Origin of the sequence: Roseateles sp. 22389 (genome assembly GCF_052044995.1) — a bacterium.
In the GTDB taxonomy this organism is placed as follows: Bacteria; Pseudomonadota; Gammaproteobacteria; order Burkholderiales; family Burkholderiaceae_C; genus Roseateles.
Map to the genome: position 1 here is coordinate 1 of NZ_JBQEOF010000012.1, position 14,893 is coordinate 14,893.

Below are 14,893 nucleotides of genomic sequence, written 5' to 3' on the forward strand. Positions count from 1 at the left end.
GGGAGAGCAACTGTGTTCCAAGTCAAGCGCTAATCAGGCTAGCGCGGGCTGTGGATAAGAGGGCTGCCAAGCGGTGCCGGACTTGATGACGGCGTTGATGATGGTGAGCAGCTTGTGCATGCAGGCGGTCAGCGCCACCTTCTTAGGCTTGCCCGCTTGCACCAGTCGTTCGTAGAAGCTCCTGAGGACAGGGTCATAACGCACAGCGCTGAGCGAAGCCATGTACAGCGCCGAACGGACATTGGCCCGTCCACCCCAGGTGGAGCGCCGACCCTTGAATGTGCCGCTGTCGTTGTTCAACGGCGCCACACCCACGAGTTTGGCGATCTCGCGTCGCTTGAGTTGGCCGAGTTCGGGCAGCGCAGCCATCAGCATCGCTTGTGTGCCTGGCCCCACTCCCTTGAGCCCTTTGAGCAACTCCAGCTTGTCCTTGAAGTGCTCCTTCAGGAAGCCGCCCGCATCGTCATCGATCTTTCCGATTTGGTGGTCCAGCATCTTCAGAATGGTGCGAATGCTCTTGCGCTGCGACGCGTGCATGCTCGCCAATCGGTTGTGCTCAGCCACCCGCATGGCCACGAGCTGACTGCGCCGCGTCACCATGGCTAGCAGTGTCTCCTGCGCGTCCGTGGGCAGTTTGTAGAGCAGTCGCTCGCGCCGGTCGCTGGCATGCAGCGTGCGCGCAAACTGCGACAGCATCTTCGCGTCCGTGCGGTCCGTCTTGGCCAGGTAGCCCATCGCTTTGGCGAAGTCATGCGCCTGGCGCGGATTGATCACCATGACGGCCAAACCATGCGCGCACAGCATCGCCGCCGCCGGCTGCTCCAGCCCACCGGTGGCTTCCAGCAGAACGACTCCCACGCGCTCGCGCATCTCAGTGAGCATCGCCAACAGCGACTTCAAACCGGGCTCATCGTTGCTGAAGGTCTGCGTCTTGTCCCTGTCATTCAAGGCCACCTCAAGCGTGGCTTTGGAAACATCGATACCAACAAAAATCAGTTCAGGTGCGCCTGCCATTTCCCATCCTTGCAAATTCGAGGTCCGAGCACGCCAGTGCATGTCGGCCGTCCAGCAACTGTTCGGGCTTGCTCAACAGACGGCCAGTCGTCCACGCCAAATGCTCTCCCACGGGCTAGGTATCCCAGAGGGCAGACGGGCTGTGGACAACTGCCAAAACAAACCTGTGTGTACTCTCAAAACGAAAGATACAAGGGCGGGGGTGAGGGCCAGCAGCCCCGGCAGTGAACCATCAGCGGAAAGAGCCCGTCCGTTCATGCGTGAGGCTGCTAGCCCTCACCCCTGCCCTCTCCCACAAGTGGGAGAGGGAGTCGGAGTCGGGCCGCCGCCAGCGCCCGTCAAGCCGGGAACGGCAGGCTGCGCCAGCGCTTGCCGGTGAGCGCCGCCACGGCGTTGGCGATCGCGGGCGCGATCGGCGGCACGCCGCATTCGCCCATGCCGGTCGGGGGGTCCGCGGAAGGCACGATGTGCAGGTCCACCGGCGGCGCGTCCACATGGATGGGCACCCGGTAGTCATGCCAGTTACTCTGCTCGACCTCGCCGTTCTTCAGCGTGATCGCCGCGCCGGGCAAGGTCATGCCGATGCCCATCACCAGCGCGCCCTGCACCTGCGCCTCGATCGTGCGCGGGTTCACCGCGAGGTTGCAGTGCACCCCCGCCGTGACCCGGTGCAGCACCGGCCGGCCGCCCTTCATCGAGACCTCGACGACATAGGCCACCACCGTGTTGAAGGACTCATGCACCGCCACGCCCCAGGCCCGTCCCTTGGCGAGCGTGGCCTTGCCGTAGCCCGACTTCGCCACCGCCAGGTCCAGCGCCGCCAGATGGCGCGCATGCTTGGCCAGCAGCTGCCGCCGGTAGGCCACCGGATCCAGCTTGCCGGCACGCGCCAGCTCGTCCACCAGCGTCTCCATCACGAAGGCGGTGTGCGTGTGCCCCACCGAGCGCCACCACAGCACCGGCACGTTGGCCTTGGGGTGATGGACCTCCAGCGCGATCGGGAAGGGATAGGCGCTCTCGGCCACGCCCTCGGTCATCGTGGCGTCCGCGCCGTTCTTCACCATGAAATCCGCGAAGGGCGTGCCCATGGTGATGGACTGGCCCACGATCACATGCTTCCAGGCCAGCACCCCGCCCTGCCGGTCATGCGCGATCTCGACGCGGTGCAGGTGCGTCGGGCGGTAGTAGCCGCCGCGCACGTCGTCCTCGCGCGTCCAGATCATCTTCACCGGCCCGGCCTTGCCTGCGGCATGGCGCGCCTTGGCCACCTGCGCGGCCTCGACGACATAGTCCGAAGTCGGCGTCGCCCGCCGTCCGAAGCCGCCGCCCGCGGTCATCGTGTGCAGCGTGACCTGCTCGGGCTTGAGCCCCAGCACGCCGGCGACCTGCGCCTGGTCCACCGTCTGGAACTGCGAGCCGACCCACACCGTGCAGCGATCGCCCCGGAAGTCGATGGTGCAGTTCAGCGGCTCCATCGGCGTGTGCGCCAGGTAGGGGAAGGTGAACTCCGCGGTGATGAGCGCCGGCGCGGGCTTCGCCGTCAGCGCCGCGGTGTCGGCCCGCTGGACCGCGACGCCCGGCTGCCTGGCCAGCGCGCGGAACTGCGCCAGCTGCGCCGCGCTGTCGACGCGCTCGACCCCGCTCAGGTCCCACTCGACCTTGACCAGCTCGCGCGCCTTGCGCGCCGGCCAGAAGCCGTTGGCCACGATGGCCAGGCCGGTCGCGCCGCCGCTGAGCGGCACCTGCAGCACCTCCTCGACGCCCGGCACCGCGAGCGCCGGCGCCGCGTCGAAGCGCGCGACGCGGCCGCCGAAGACCGGCGGATGGACCATGACGACGGTGCGCTGCCCCGGCAGCTGCAGGTCGATGCCGAAGTCCTGGCGGCCGCTGGACTTGGCGCGCGCGTCGAGCCGGTTGACCGGCTTGCCGATCAGCTTGAACTGCGACGGATCCTTGAGCGCCACCGAGGCCGGCACCGGCTCGGCGAAGGCCGCCTGCGCCAGCGCGCCATACCCCAGGCGACGGCCGTCCGGTGTGACGACGCTGCCCGACTCGGTGCGCAGCTGCGCGGCCGGCGTGTTGAGCTGCTTCGCCGCGGCCGCGACCAGCATCGCGCGCATGCGGGCGCCGATCTCGCGGTACTGCTGCCAGGACGCCTTGATGCTGGTCGATCCCCCCACCATCTGGATGTGGAAGAACGGATCCTTGTAGGCCTCGCCCGCCGGCGCGAGCTCGCAGCGGACCTTGCTCCAGTCCGCGTCCATCTCCTCGGCCACCAGCATCGGCAGCGCGGTCTGCACGCCCTGGCCGAAGTCGATCTTGCCGATGGTGACCGTGACGATGCCGTCCGCGTCGATCGCGACGAAGGCCGACGGCTGCTGGAAGGGCTTGAGCGGCTCCGGCGCGCCCGGCGCGGAGCCGCCCACCGACGCGTCCTGCGCGCCGCCGGGCGCCGCGTACAGCGCGAAGCCGGCGGCCAGGCCCAGCTTGAGGAAGACGCGGCGACCGAGGCCGCCCTCGCCCGGCGCGGCCGGGGACTCGGGCGCCTCGGCCAAGGCCGCGGGCAGTTCACCGCTGAGGTACTGGAACATGGGGCGCATGGGAGGCTCCTTCAGGCGAGCGAGCGGGCGGCGTCCTTGACGGCGGCATGGATCCGCACGTAGGTGCCGCAGCGGCAGAGGTTGGCGCTCATCGCGGCGTCGATGTCGGCGTCGCTGGGCTGGGGCCGGTGCCGCAGCAGCGCGACCGCGGCCATGATCTGGCCGCTCTGGCAGTAGCCGCATTGCACGACGTCGTGCTTGACCCAGGCCTCCTGCACCGCCTGCCCGATGCGGTCGCCGCCGATGGCCTCGATCGTGGTGATCTGCTGGCCGGCGACGGACTCGATCGGCGTGACGCAGGCGCGCCGCTGCTCGCCGTCCACATGCACCGTGCAGGCGCCGCAGACCGCGACGCCGCAGCCGAACTTGGTGCCGGTCATGCCCAGCGTGTCGCGCAGGACCCAGAGCACCGGCGTATCGCCCGGCACGTCGACTTGCTGCGCTTGGCCGTTCAGGCGGAACGAGATCATGGCTGGCTCCTGCTCACCGTGGCGGTGGCGCTGATGGGGATGAGGGGGTCGGCCGGGGCGGCGGCGCCGGCCATCGCGCGCAGGTGCTCGACGACCTCGCGCGTCGATGCGGCCTTCGTCGATCCGATGGACTTGCGCAGCGGCTCGGTGGCGTCGCAAGGGGCGCCGTTGCGGATCCAGGCACGCACCTGCGTGTCGAAGGCCGCCTTGTCCAGCGGCGGCAGCGCGCGGCCCGGCCCCGGCTGCCAGCCCCAGGCGACGAGGTGGTCGGTGACCAGGTGCTGCTCGATCATCGCCAGCGAGCGGTGGCCGTTGGTCGCGGGCTCGCGGAAGACCTTGCACAGCGCCGCGCCCTTCAGGCCGAGCCAGGACATCTTCATGGTCTCGGGCGGCATGTGCCAGCCCGGCTTGCCGTCGGTCTCCAGCCCCGGCGGCGCATGCTGGAGCGGGCTGTTGCGCGTCGAATGGCAGGTCGCGCACTGCAGCGGCGCGACGCCCTTGCCGTCCGCGCCGCGCTGCACCGGCGGATAGTGGACCCGGCTGAAGTCGCCCTGCAGCGGCGCATTGGGCACATGACAGTTCAGACATCGGGGATGGAGCAGCACGCGCTCGAGCTGCGCGAAGGCGGCCAGGCCTTCCTGCCGGTTCGGCGTGGCCGAGATCGGCGTCGGCTGGAAGGCGGCGCCGTCGGCCGCGCTTGCCGGCGCCGCCGCGGCCATGAGGCCCGCCACGACCACCGCACCCACCGCGCCCAGCACCGCCGAGCACGCCAGCCTGCATGACGCGGGCATCGAGAAATCCGCTGCGAAGCGATCACCCATGTCGACCTCCTGATGGCTGCGTCGGGTTGCCCCGCAGTCTAGAAAGGCGACGGGCGACGCGGCTTGCCTGATCCGACGGAAGACTTGCCCATTTCGACGGCGCGGTCCACGGGCGTTCAGCGGGGGCGCGAGAAGCGGCGCGCGCCCGCCACGCATCCGATCACGGCGACGGTGACCGCGAGCATCGCCGGACTCACCGCTTCCCGCAACAGGCCCGCGGCCAGCGCCAGGCCGAACAGCGGCTGCAGCAGCTGCAGCTGTCCCACCGCGGCGATGCCGCCCTGCGCGAGCCCGCGGTACCAGAAGACGAAGCCGATCAGCATGCTGAACAGCGACACATACCCCAGCCCCGCCCAGGCCGCGGCGCCAACCGGCGCGAAGCTGGCCGGCACGCGCCACGCGGCCAGGACGAGCATCGGCGGCAGCGCCAGCACCAGCGCCCAGCAGATCACCTGCCAGCCACCCAGCGTGCGAGAAAGCCGGGCGCCCTCCGCGTAGCCCAGGCCGCAGACGAGGATGGCGCCCAGCATCAGCAGGTCGCCCAGCGGCGCGGCGCGCAGGCCCTGCCCCGCCGCGAAGCCGATGACGCACAGGCTGCCCAGCATCGAGAAGATCCAGAAGGCCGCGCGCGGGCGCTCGCCACCACGCAGCACGCCGAAGGCGGCCGTCGACAGCGGCAGCAGCGCGATGAACACGATCGAGTGGGCCGAGGTGACATGCCGCAGCGCCAGCGCCGTCAGCAGCGGGAAACCGATCACCACGCCGGCCGCGACGATCGCGAGCGGCCAGGCCTGCGCGCGCGTGGGCCGCGGCGCGCGCAGCAGGCGCAGCGCCGCCAGCGCGATCAGCCCGGCGATGGTGGCGCGCGCGGCGGTCAGGAACACCGGGTCGAAGTCGGCCACCGCGACCCGCGTCGCCGGCAGCGAGCCGCTGAAGATCAGCACGCCGATGAATCCGTTCAGCCAGCCTCGCGATGCGGTGTCCATGTCCCCGGTGCCTCGATGGAAGAAGGTCCGCAGGGTAAGCGGGCTCATCAATACAATCAAAAAATTGTCATGGATACAGGCGGTGGCGCATGGCGGAGCCCAGGTACAAGGCGGTGGTGGACCGGCTGGCGGCGGAGATCCGCTCGGGCGCCCTGCCCGCGGGCGCGCGGCTGCCGACCCATCGGGACCTCGCGACCCGCGAGGGCTTCGCGCTGGTCACCGCGACCCGCGTCTACTCCGAGCTGCGGGCGATGGGACTGATCAGCGGCGAGACCGGCCGTGGCACCTTCGTCAAGGAGACCGCGCTCGCGCCCGGCCAGGGCGTGGACCTGGACGCGGTGGCGGCGGACATGGTCGACCTGAGCTTCAACTACCCGTCGCTGCCCGGTCAGGCCGAACTGCTGCGCGGCGCCTTGCGCCAGCTGGCCGGCGCGGGCGACCTGGAGGCGCTGCTGCGCTACCAGCCGCATGGCGGCCGGCCCGCCGACCGCGCCGCGATCGCGCGCCACCTGCGGCGACGGGGCCTCGAGGTCGAAGGCGACCGGGTGCTGGTCGTGGACGGCGCGCAGCACGGCCTGGCCGTGACGCTGATGGCGCTGCTGGAGCCGGGCGACGTGGTCGCCGTGGATGCGCTCACCTATCCCGGCTTCCGCCTCGTGGCCGGGATGCAGCGGCTGGAACTGGCGCCGGTGCCGGCGGCCGGCGCGGGGCCCGACCTCGATGCGCTGGAGACGCTGTGCCGGCGCCGCCGCGTCAAGGCGATCTACACGATGCCGACGCTGAACAACCCGCTCGGCTGGGTGATGGCGGCCACGCGCCGGCGCGAGCTGGTGGCGCTGGCGCGGCGCCACGACCTGCTGATCATCGAGGACGGCGCCTACGCCTACCTCGCCGACCATCCGCCGCCGCCCCTGGCGATGCTGGCGCCCGAGCGGACCGTCTACGTGTCGGGCTTCTCCAAGAGCGTCGCGGCCGGGCTGCGGGTGGGGTTCGCCGTCGCGCCGACCGAGCGGGTCCACGCGCTGGAACGGGCGATCCGCGCGACGACCTGGAACACGCCCGGCGTGATGACGGCCATCACCACCGGCTGGCTGGAGGACGGCACCGTGGCCCGGCTCGAGGCGCACAAGCGCGAAGACGCGCGACGCCGCCAGCGCCTGGTGGCGGAACGCCTCGGGACGATGAAGCGCATCACGCATCCGTCGTCCTACTTCGTCTGGTTGCCGCTGGGCGAGGCCGTGCGCGCCGACCAGGTGGCGATGGCGCTGCAGCGCGAGCGGGTGTCGGTGTCGACGGCCGAGCCCTTCGCCACCACGCCGCAGGCGCCGCATGCGATCCGGCTGGCGCTGGGGTCGGTGGACCTGGTGCGCCTGGCCGCGGCGCTGGACCGCGTCAGGGCGGCGATCGAGGCCAGGACCTTCTGACCTCGGCCGCCCCGCCCGTCAGGCCGCCGGCTGGCGGTAGACGAGCACCTTCAACGACCGCTCCTCCGACTCGTCCGCGAAGGCCGGCGGGTTGGCGACGCGTTCGATGAAGGCGAGCCCGGGCGCCTCGGTGGCGACGAGGTCGCGCAGGAACGCGGTATCCAGCTTGGGGGTGTTCAGGCACACGAGCGCATGGCCGCCCGGCGCCAGCAGTTCCGGCAGCCGCCGCACCAGGCGGGCGTAGTCCTTGGTCGCGACGAAGCTGCCCTTCTGGTAGCTCGGCGGGTCCAGCACGACCAGGTCGTAGGGACCGCCGCGGCGGATCTTCCCCCACGAGCTGAAGATGTCGTGCGCATGGAAGGCGGCGCGCTCCTGCACGCCATTGAGCTGGTGGTTGCGGCGACCGGTGGAGAGCGCGCCGCGGGCCATGTCGTAGTTCGCCACGGCCGCGGCGCCGGCCTGCAGCGCGACGACCGAGAAGGCGCAGGTGTAGGCGAACAGGTTGAGCACCCGCCCGCCCGGATGCGCCGCCGCCCAGCGCCGCACCCAGCGGCGGCCTTCGGCCATGTCGAGGAAGAAGCCGTGGTTCTGTCCTTGCGCCAGGTGGACCACGAAGCGCGCGCCGTCCTCCTCGACCACATGCTCGTCGGGGATGGCGCCGGCCATCAGGCGGTTGGTGGGACGGTGCTCGTCGCGGTGCTGGAACATCCAGTTCAGCGGCTCGCCCGGCGCGACCTCGGCCCAGCGCGCGGCCAGCGCCGCGCCGATGCGGGCCAAGTCCTCGTCGCTCACCGGCGCGAAGCTGGTCAGCAGCCAGACCGGCGGATAGGCATCGAGGACCCACTGCTCGCAGCCGGGAAACAGGCCGCCTCGACCGTGGAAGAAGCGGCCGGGGCCGCTGGGCCGGGGCAGCGTGGCGATGACGTCGAGGAGCGCTTGCATGGGGAGTCCGGGAACGGGGCGCCAGTGTAGACAGCTGCCCCCGCCATCGTGGGCCGCACGCCACATCGCGTGGGGATTTCGATCGCACCGAGCCAGCGGCATCCACCCGGCCTCCCTTCCACAGCTTGTGGAGACTGCTGCAAATGCGGGAGCACTTCGCCAGGGCCGACCGACAGATCGAAGCATCGATACACCTGCATCCGGCAGTGGGCTGATCAACGCGAGTCAGCCGAAGGCCCGTCCTGTTCGCCGTGCATGCCGCCGCGGCGAAATCAATCCTCATTCGGAGCCACCCCGTCACCGTCACGGCCGAGGCCCGCGGCAACCAAAGAATCCTTCCCATGGCCGCACCGGCGGCGTCATCGGCGAAGGAGCGGCACATGTTTCGAGCGGCGGTCCAGGAGTTCCAGCAAGCGCCATGGATGGGCACCATCCGCGTCGCGCAGCGGCCGGCCTTCCAGGTGGTGGCCGCGGTGGCGGTGCTGCTGGCGACGGCGCTGATCGCATTCGCGCTGATCGGCCAGGTCTCGCGCAAGGCCCGCGTGCCGGGGCTGCTGATGCCGGCGGGCGGACTGCTGCAGGTGTCCTCGCCGCTGGCGGGGCAGGTCGAGGCCGTGCTCGTCGGCGAGGACGACGAGGTGCGCCAGGGCCAGCCGCTGCTGCGGGTGCGCAGCGAGCGCCGGGTGGACGGCAGCGACATGACCGCGCTCAACCTGCGCGCGATCCAGACGCGCGCCGGCAGCCTGGAGACCGAGCGCCAGCTGCAGCGTCGCCAGGCCGGGGACAGGCAGGACACGCTGAGCGACCGCCTGCGCAGCCTGCGCCTGGAGGCGACGCAGGCCGGCGAGGAGCTGGACATGGTGCGCGCCCGCGTCACGCTGGCGCAGCGCAGCCGGTCGCGTTACGCCGCCCTGGCCGAGAACGGCTTCGTGCCCGACACCCAGGTGCAGCAACGGGACGAGGAACTGCTCGACCTGCGGGCGCGGGAACGCGGCGCGCAGCGGTCGGTCGAGAACCTGAGCCGCGAGGCGCGCGCCCTTGAGGCGGAACTCGCCGCGATCCCGACGACGCTGGCGACCTCGCTGGCGCAGTTGGACCGGGCCGCGGCGCAACTCGAGCAGGAGCGCGCGGAGCTCGAGGCCCGGGCCGGGCTGGAGGTGACGGCGCCGCGCGATGGCCGCGTCAGCGCGCTGCCCCTGCATGCGGGCCAGGCGGTGCAGGCCGGCCAGACCCTGGTGACGCTGACGCCGGTCAGCGCCGCGACGACGGGCGCCGACGTGCTGGTGGCGCAGCTCTATGCCCCGAGCCGCACGGTCGGCTTCATCCAGCCCGGACAGCAGGTCTGGCTGCGCTACGCGGCCTACCCGTACCAGAAGTTCGGCATGGCGCTGGGCCAGGTGGCCCACGTCAGCCCGACGCCGATCGCGCCGCAGGACCTGCCGTCCGGACAGGCGCAGGCGCTGGTCAGCGCGGCCCAGGCCAACGAGCCGCTGTACCGCATCGACGTGCGCCTGGAGCGCCAGGCGATCGCCGCGTATGGCCGCGATCTGCCGCTGCGCGCCGGCATGGCGCTCGACGCCGACGTGACGCTGGAGCACCGGCGCATCTGGGAGTGGCTGCTGGAACCGCTGCTGGCGACGGCCAGGCGGATCTAGCGGGACATCGATCTTCCGGCGGCGAGTGATCGACGCCGGGGAAACGGCGGCCGACCGTTCTCGGCCATTCAACTGACGGAGATTGAAATGACGGAACTGACTCAAGACGAGATCGAACAAGTGCATGGCGGCGGCGGATTCCTGTCCAAGTTCGCCAAGTTCATGGTCCGCTGCGCCGCGTCCTACCTCGGCGCGCACTTCGGGCTGGTCGGCCCGGCGGCGGCGCGCATCAGCTGATGCGCCTGCCCAGACCTTGCGTTGACTCGACCTCACCCGCGGCCGGCCACCACCGTGGCTGGCCGCTCACCGCGTCGCGCCGCGACGGCGCATGACAGCCTCCAGCAATGAAACGCACCCTGTTCACCGGCCTGCTCGGGTTGATCGGCTTCGCGGTCCTCGGCGGCGCTTCGGCCGAGTCCGAGCTCCGCGATCCGATCCCGCTCCCGCGGTCCGAGATCTCCGGACAGTCCGTCCATCGGCATCACATTCCCTTCCGCCGGGCGGGCCAGGCCATGGCCTTCGTCAAGTCCTACCCGGGTCCGCAGGACCGGGTGCAGTGGTACTTGCGCCTGCTGCCATCGGATCCCGCCAACTTCTCCTTCGAGCAGCTTGCGCTCGCGGTCGAGGACGCCGACACCCTCCTTCCCATCCCGACAAGAAAAGGATGGGCCCCCTTGCCCGCCGCGTTCGCGGTCGATGCCGCGAAGGCCCGATTCGTCGTCAATCGGCCGAAAGGCAGCGTGTCGCTCGAATACTGGATCGCGATCGCCCCGCGCGCCGATGACCGCTACCCGGTCGACGGTCTCCGCGAGGCCTGCGCCCAGGCGGTGGCCATGTTCAAGGCCCAGGGCTGGCTGCAGGCGCTGCAAGCGCGAGACCTGCAATGCGCCGATGTGACCTTCCTGCCGCTCGATGACGCGCTGACCGTGACCGGACACGATGCCAGCGGCGCGCCCGTGAACCTCGAGGTCCGGCGGACGGCTCGCGGCCCCGCGGTGGTCGTGCCTCTGGAGGAACAGGTCCATGAGGTCACGGTGACGCCGGGCGGCGGCCCGTACGTCATCGTCGTGCGGCAGGAGGATTCATGACCCGGCCCACCCCGATCCTTCAATCCGAGGTGGCCGAATGCGGCCTGGCCTGCCTGGCGATGATCGCGACGGCGCATGGCCAAGCGACGACACTGCAGGACCTGCGCCGGCGCTTCCCGGTCGCGCTCAAGGGCATGAAGCTGCGCGACCTGCTGGAGGTGGCTGCGGGCATTGGTTTCTCCGGCCGGCCGCTGAAGCTGGACCTGCCCTTCCTCGCCAAGCTGTCGCTGCCCTGCATCCTGCACTGGGACATGAACCACTTCGTGGTGCTGGCCCGGGTCCGCCGCGGCAGCGTGACCGTGCTCGATCCGGCCGTCGGCGAGCGCCGGCTGAGCCTGGACGAGGTCTCCGCCCATTTCACCGGCGTCGCCGTCGAACTGACGCCCAACGCCGACTTCAAGCCCGCCGCGCCGCCACCGCGGGTGTCGCTCGCCGCGCTCACCGGCAAGGTGCTCGGCCTGCGTCGATCGCTGGTGCAGATCCTGCTCGTCGCGCTGGTGCTGGAGCTGTTCGCGATCGTCGCACCGTTGTGCAACCAGCTCATCATCGACGACGTCCTCACCTCGGGCGACCGCGACCTGCTCAAGGTGCTCCTGATCGGCTTCGGCCTGCTGCTGGTGACCCAGACGGCGCTCGGCCTGGCACGCTCGTGGATGCTGGTCCTGCTGACGCAGACGCTGTCGCTGCAATGGCGAGGCAACACCTTCGCCCACCTGCTGCGGCTGCCGGTCGGATTCTTCGAGCGGCGCCACCTCGGCGACATCACCTCGCGCTTCGGCGCGGTCGACGCGATCCAGAAGACGCTGACCACCGCCGCGATCGAGGCCCTCCTCGACGGCCTGATGGGCGTGGCCGCGCTGGTCATGATGCTGATCTATGCCTGGCCCCTGGCGCTGGTCGTGATCGCCGCCGTGCTGCTGTACGGCCTGCTGCGCTGGGCCGCCTACCGGCCGCTGCGCGACGCGGCCGCCGAACGGCTGGTCGTCGCCGCGCGGGAAAGCACGCACTTCCTCGAGACCCTGCGGGCGATGACGCCCCTGAAGCTGTTCGGCCGCGAGCAGGAGCGACGCGCGCAGTGGCAGAACCTGATCGTCGAGGTCCAGAACCGCGATGTCCGCACCGCCAAGCTGTCGATGGCGATGAGCACCGCCAACACCTTCCTCTTCGGCGTGGAGAACCTGCTGGTGCTCTTCCTCGGCGCCGGGCTCATCCTGGACGGGCAACAGGCCGGCACGGTCACGATGACGGTGGGCATGCTGTTCGCGTTCCTCAGCTACAAGGGCCAGTTCACCGGCCGCGTGTCGGCGCTGATCAACTACGCGGTGGAACTGCGGATGCTGGGCCTGCATGCCGAACGCCTGGCCGACATCGCGCTCGAGCCGCCCGAACCCGACGAGGTGCCGGACCATGACCTCGCGCACCTGGAGGCCAGCCTGGAGCTGCGCGACGTCAGCTTCCGCTACGGCGAGCGCGAGCCCTGGATCCTGCGCCACGTGAACCTGACGGTGCCCGCCGGCCAGAGCATCGCGATCACCGGCCCGAGCGGCTCGGGCAAGACGACGCTGCTGAAGGTGCTGCTGGGGCTGCTGGCGCCCGAGGAGGGCGAGGTGCGCTACGGCGGCATGCCGATGCGGCAGCTCGGGCTGAGGAACGTGCGCCGGCAGATCGGCACGGTGATGCAGGAGGACGTGCTGCTGACGGGCTCGCTCGCGGACAACATCGCCTGCTTCGACACGCAGCCCGATCCGGAGCGGGTGCAGGCCGCCGCGATGCTCGCGCAGATCCACGAGGACATCTGCCGGATGCCGATGGGCTACCAGACCCTGGTCGGGGACCTGGGCAGCGGCCTGTCGGGGGGGCAGAAGCAGCGGGTGCTGCTGGCGCGGGCGATCTATCGGCGGCCGAGGATCCTGGCGCTCGACGAGGCGACCAGCCACCTCGACGTCACACGGGAGCGGGCGGTGACCGCCAACCTGGCCCGGTTGCCGCTGACGCGATTGATGATCGCGCACCGGCCGGACACCATCGCGGGCGCGGAGCGGGTGATCGTGCTGGAGGGCGGCGCAGTCGACGAACTGCCGCGCGCGGCGGGGAGAGACACGCTGGCCACCTGAGCGATGACCGTGCCAGCGATGGTCACCTGAGCAGGCGTGATCGGAGCGACGGCCACCTGGGCGACGGCCGGCGCCCGCCGGCACGCGGCCTGGACCGCGCGCCGGCCAGTGATCACTTGTTGTCGATGGGCTTGCTCACGTCGCGCTCGAACCACTTGGTCGAGATCCGGGCGTAGGTGCCGTCGGCCTGGAGATCGGCGATCGCCTTGTCGATGGCGGCCTGGAACTTCGGGCTGCCCTTGCGGAACGGGATCGCGTTGGTGGCGGGCTTGCCGATGGCGGCGCCGGCCTTGATCGGCAGCTTGGTCTTCTCCTTCAGGTAGGGGATGAGCAGGCTGTCGTTGAGGGCGGCGTCGATGCGGCCGGTGGCCAGGTCCTGCAGGTATTCGGTGGCGCCGGGATAGGTGCGCACCTCGGCGCCGTCCCAGGTCTTGGCCAGGTCGGCGAAGTTGCTGCCCTGGCCGACGCCGATCTTCTTGCCCTTGAGGTCGGCCGGCGACTGCAGCGGCCGCGTCTCGTTGGCGCGCACGATCAGCTGCGGATAGGAGGTGACGTAGGGCGCGCTGAAGTCGAAGGTCTTGCGGCGCTCGTCGGTGGCGGCGACCTGGTTGACGATGACGTCGTACTTGCCCGCCTGCAGGCCGGCGAGGATGCCGCTCCATTCGGTGGTGGTGAATTCCGGCTTCACGCCCAGCTTGGCGGCGATCGCCTTGGCGATGTCGACGTCGAAGCCGTCGAGCTGGCCCTTGGCGTCCTTGAAGTTGAACGGCGGATAGGTGCCCTCGACGGCCACCCGCAGCGTGCCGCGCGACTTCACGTCGTCGAGCAGGTCGGCGGCCTGGGCCGCGAGGGAAGCGCCGGCGAGCAGCGCGGCGGCGATCAGGGAAGTGCGGAAGGCTTTCATGAGGCCCCTCGTTGTTCGTAGGAGGGGCCGATGTTGCCACCAGTCGCCGGCATTCCCCCGCATATGGATATGCCTGGCCGCAATGAGGGACAGGGGCCGCCCGAGGCGCTCACTGGCTCACGCAGAGCACGACCTGCTCCTTCGCAAGCAGGTCCTTGCGCGTCACCACCTGGTTGATGTGCAACAGAAAGGCCTCGTCCCGCTCGTGCTTCGCCAGCAGGGTGTCGTTGACCATGGTCGCGGGAAAGGACTTGAACACGCAGCCTCGGTGCTGGAGCGTCGCCACGGCGGCCTCGATCGCCAAGGTGCCGGCGTCGGGATGAAGGGTCCGGTAGAGCAGGAAGCCCGCCATGCCGGCTGCAGCCACCACGCTCCCGATGGCGGCCGTCATCAGGAGCGCCTCTCCGGGCGATCGCTTGACGAAGCCCGCAGTACGCATGCCCCGAGACAACAGCCGGTCTCCGATGATGACCTGCGGCTCCGTGAATCGATGGGCTTCGTCGGGGAGCAGATGGATCGCGATGAACAGCTGCTCGTCCGGATCGAGCTTGTCCAGCCGGAACTCGCTGACCGGGCGGTCGTAGGCCACGGCCATGGCCACGGAGCGGCTCGAGCCTTCGACGTTGGGCTCGTACTCGGGCGCGAACGGCAGTTTGATCCGCACGTTCCTGAGGACGACGGAAGACAGATTGGTGAGGCTGAGCCAGGCCAGCAGGAAGCCCTTCTGACTGTGGATCTTCTTCAAGGCCACGTCGGGGACCCATTGATATCGGGGCTCGACGAAGGTGTAGGCGATCGGCGGCGGGGCTTTCCCGAGTAGGGGGATCAACGAAACGACGGTGTCTACCAGGGCCATGGGTTGCGTGTCGGCAATG

The 14,893-nt window shown here is 70.4% G+C and carries 13 protein-coding genes; 5 read left to right on the top strand and 8 right to left on the bottom strand.

The window, feature by feature from the left end:
• Window positions 1–33 precede the first annotated feature (33 nt).
• The 5 genes from ACTJKJ_RS16930 to ACTJKJ_RS16950 all read right to left on the bottom strand — a co-directional run bounded on the left by ACTJKJ_RS16930 (window position 34) and on the right by ACTJKJ_RS16950 (window position 5,891).
• Entirely contained in the window at window positions 34–1,014 is a 981-nt protein-coding gene (locus ACTJKJ_RS16930) for an IS110 family transposase (protein WP_440819474.1), read from the bottom strand.
• A gap of 338 nt (window positions 1,015–1,352) precedes the next feature.
• Window positions 1,353–3,614 carry a xanthine dehydrogenase family protein molybdopterin-binding subunit gene (locus tag ACTJKJ_RS16935; protein WP_297386224.1) on the bottom strand — a complete coding sequence of 754 codons (2,262 nt, stop codon included), beginning with the start codon at window positions 3,612–3,614 and terminating at the stop codon, window positions 1,353–1,355.
• An 11-nt stretch (window positions 3,615–3,625) separates the two neighbouring features.
• Window positions 3,626–4,084, bottom strand: a complete 459-nt coding sequence (locus ACTJKJ_RS16940; protein WP_091721422.1) for a (2Fe-2S)-binding protein — start codon at window positions 4,082–4,084, stop codon at window positions 3,626–3,628.
• Entirely contained in the window at window positions 4,081–4,905 is an 825-nt protein-coding gene (locus ACTJKJ_RS16945; RefSeq protein ID WP_440821153.1) for a hypothetical protein, read from the bottom strand. The genes ACTJKJ_RS16940 and ACTJKJ_RS16945 overlap by 4 nt, the downstream gene beginning before the upstream one ends.
• 116 nt (window positions 4,906–5,021) lie before the next feature.
• Window positions 5,022–5,891, bottom strand: coding sequence for a DMT family transporter (locus ACTJKJ_RS16950; protein WP_440821252.1), 870 nt, complete (start codon window positions 5,889–5,891; stop codon window positions 5,022–5,024).
• Between the two features lie 89 nt (window positions 5,892–5,980).
• Here ACTJKJ_RS16950 and ACTJKJ_RS16955 point away from each other — a divergent pair, with 89 nt between their 5' ends.
• The gene (locus ACTJKJ_RS16955) at window positions 5,981–7,315 is read left to right on the top strand and encodes a PLP-dependent aminotransferase family protein (RefSeq protein WP_440821154.1); all 1,335 of its coding nucleotides are present in this window, start codon (window positions 5,981–5,983) and stop codon (window positions 7,313–7,315) included.
• Window positions 7,316–7,333: 18 nt separating this feature from the next.
• Here the strand turns inward: ACTJKJ_RS16955 and ACTJKJ_RS16960 are convergent, their stop codons facing one another.
• Entirely contained in the window at window positions 7,334–8,257 is a 924-nt protein-coding gene (locus ACTJKJ_RS16960; RefSeq protein ID WP_440821155.1) for a class I SAM-dependent methyltransferase, read from the bottom strand.
• Window positions 8,258–8,637: 380 nt separating this feature from the next.
• On the opposite strand from ACTJKJ_RS16960, the gene ACTJKJ_RS16965 reads away from it, so the two are divergent.
• From ACTJKJ_RS16965 to ACTJKJ_RS16980, 4 genes are all read left to right on the top strand, one after another.
• Window positions 8,638–9,912: an HlyD family secretion protein gene (locus ACTJKJ_RS16965; protein WP_440821156.1), complete on the top strand. Its 1,275-nt coding sequence runs from the start codon at window positions 8,638–8,640 to the stop codon at window positions 9,910–9,912.
• An 87-nt stretch (window positions 9,913–9,999) separates the two neighbouring features.
• Window positions 10,000–10,149 carry a hypothetical protein gene (locus ACTJKJ_RS16970; protein WP_440821157.1) on the top strand — a complete coding sequence of 50 codons (150 nt, stop codon included), beginning with the start codon at window positions 10,000–10,002 and terminating at the stop codon, window positions 10,147–10,149.
• A gap of 107 nt (window positions 10,150–10,256) precedes the next feature.
• Complete coding sequence (locus ACTJKJ_RS16975; RefSeq protein ID WP_297386245.1) at window positions 10,257–11,000, top strand: hypothetical protein; 744 nt, start codon at window positions 10,257–10,259, stop codon at window positions 10,998–11,000.
• On the top strand, window positions 10,997–13,114 hold the full coding sequence (locus ACTJKJ_RS16980; protein WP_440821158.1) for a peptidase domain-containing ABC transporter: 2,118 nt from the start codon (window positions 10,997–10,999) through the stop codon (window positions 13,112–13,114). The genes ACTJKJ_RS16975 and ACTJKJ_RS16980 overlap by 4 nt, the downstream gene beginning before the upstream one ends.
• Before the next feature lie 112 nt (window positions 13,115–13,226).
• Here ACTJKJ_RS16980 and ACTJKJ_RS16985 read toward each other — a convergent pair whose 3' ends face one another.
• Both ACTJKJ_RS16985 and ACTJKJ_RS16990 read right to left on the bottom strand, forming a co-directional pair.
• Window positions 13,227–14,018 (bottom strand): transporter substrate-binding domain-containing protein, encoded by a 792-nt coding sequence (locus ACTJKJ_RS16985; protein WP_091721396.1) that lies wholly within the window; start codon window positions 14,016–14,018, stop codon window positions 13,227–13,229.
• 109 nt (window positions 14,019–14,127) lie between these two features.
• Window positions 14,128–14,874, bottom strand: coding sequence for a hypothetical protein (locus tag ACTJKJ_RS16990; protein WP_440821159.1), 747 nt, complete (start codon window positions 14,872–14,874; stop codon window positions 14,128–14,130).
• Between the last annotated feature and the right edge of the window lie 19 nt (window positions 14,875–14,893).

Bases quoted from the DNA above. Each gene is read 5' to 3' on its own strand.
- ACTJKJ_RS16990 (WP_440821159.1), bottom strand. From the start codon at position 14,874: ATGGCCCTGGTAGACACCGTCGTTTCGTTGATCCCCCTACTCGGGAAA.
- ACTJKJ_RS16950 (WP_440821252.1), bottom strand. From the start codon at position 5,891: ATGGACACCGCATCGCGAGGCTGGCTGAACGGATTCATCGGCGTGCTG.
- ACTJKJ_RS16935 (WP_297386224.1), bottom strand. From the start codon at position 3,614: ATGCGCCCCATGTTCCAGTACCTCAGCGGTGAACTGCCCGCGGCCTTG.
- ACTJKJ_RS16955 (WP_440821154.1), top strand. From the start codon at position 5,981: ATGGCGGAGCCCAGGTACAAGGCGGTGGTGGACCGGCTGGCGGCGGAG.
- ACTJKJ_RS16985 (WP_091721396.1), bottom strand. From the start codon at position 14,018: ATGAAAGCCTTCCGCACTTCCCTGATCGCCGCCGCGCTGCTCGCCGGC.
- ACTJKJ_RS16930 (WP_440819474.1), bottom strand. From the start codon at position 1,014: ATGGCAGGCGCACCTGAACTGATTTTTGTTGGTATCGATGTTTCCAAA.
- ACTJKJ_RS16975 (WP_297386245.1), top strand. From the start codon at position 10,257: ATGAAACGCACCCTGTTCACCGGCCTGCTCGGGTTGATCGGCTTCGCG.
- ACTJKJ_RS16965 (WP_440821156.1), top strand. From the start codon at position 8,638: ATGTTTCGAGCGGCGGTCCAGGAGTTCCAGCAAGCGCCATGGATGGGC.
- ACTJKJ_RS16980 (WP_440821158.1), top strand. From the start codon at position 10,997: ATGACCCGGCCCACCCCGATCCTTCAATCCGAGGTGGCCGAATGCGGC.
- ACTJKJ_RS16970 (WP_440821157.1), top strand. From the start codon at position 10,000: ATGACGGAACTGACTCAAGACGAGATCGAACAAGTGCATGGCGGCGGC.
- ACTJKJ_RS16940 (WP_091721422.1), bottom strand. From the start codon at position 4,084: ATGATCTCGTTCCGCCTGAACGGCCAAGCGCAGCAAGTCGACGTGCCG.
- ACTJKJ_RS16945 (WP_440821153.1), bottom strand. From the start codon at position 4,905: ATGGGTGATCGCTTCGCAGCGGATTTCTCGATGCCCGCGTCATGCAGG.
- ACTJKJ_RS16960 (WP_440821155.1), bottom strand. From the start codon at position 8,257: ATGCAAGCGCTCCTCGACGTCATCGCCACGCTGCCCCGGCCCAGCGGC.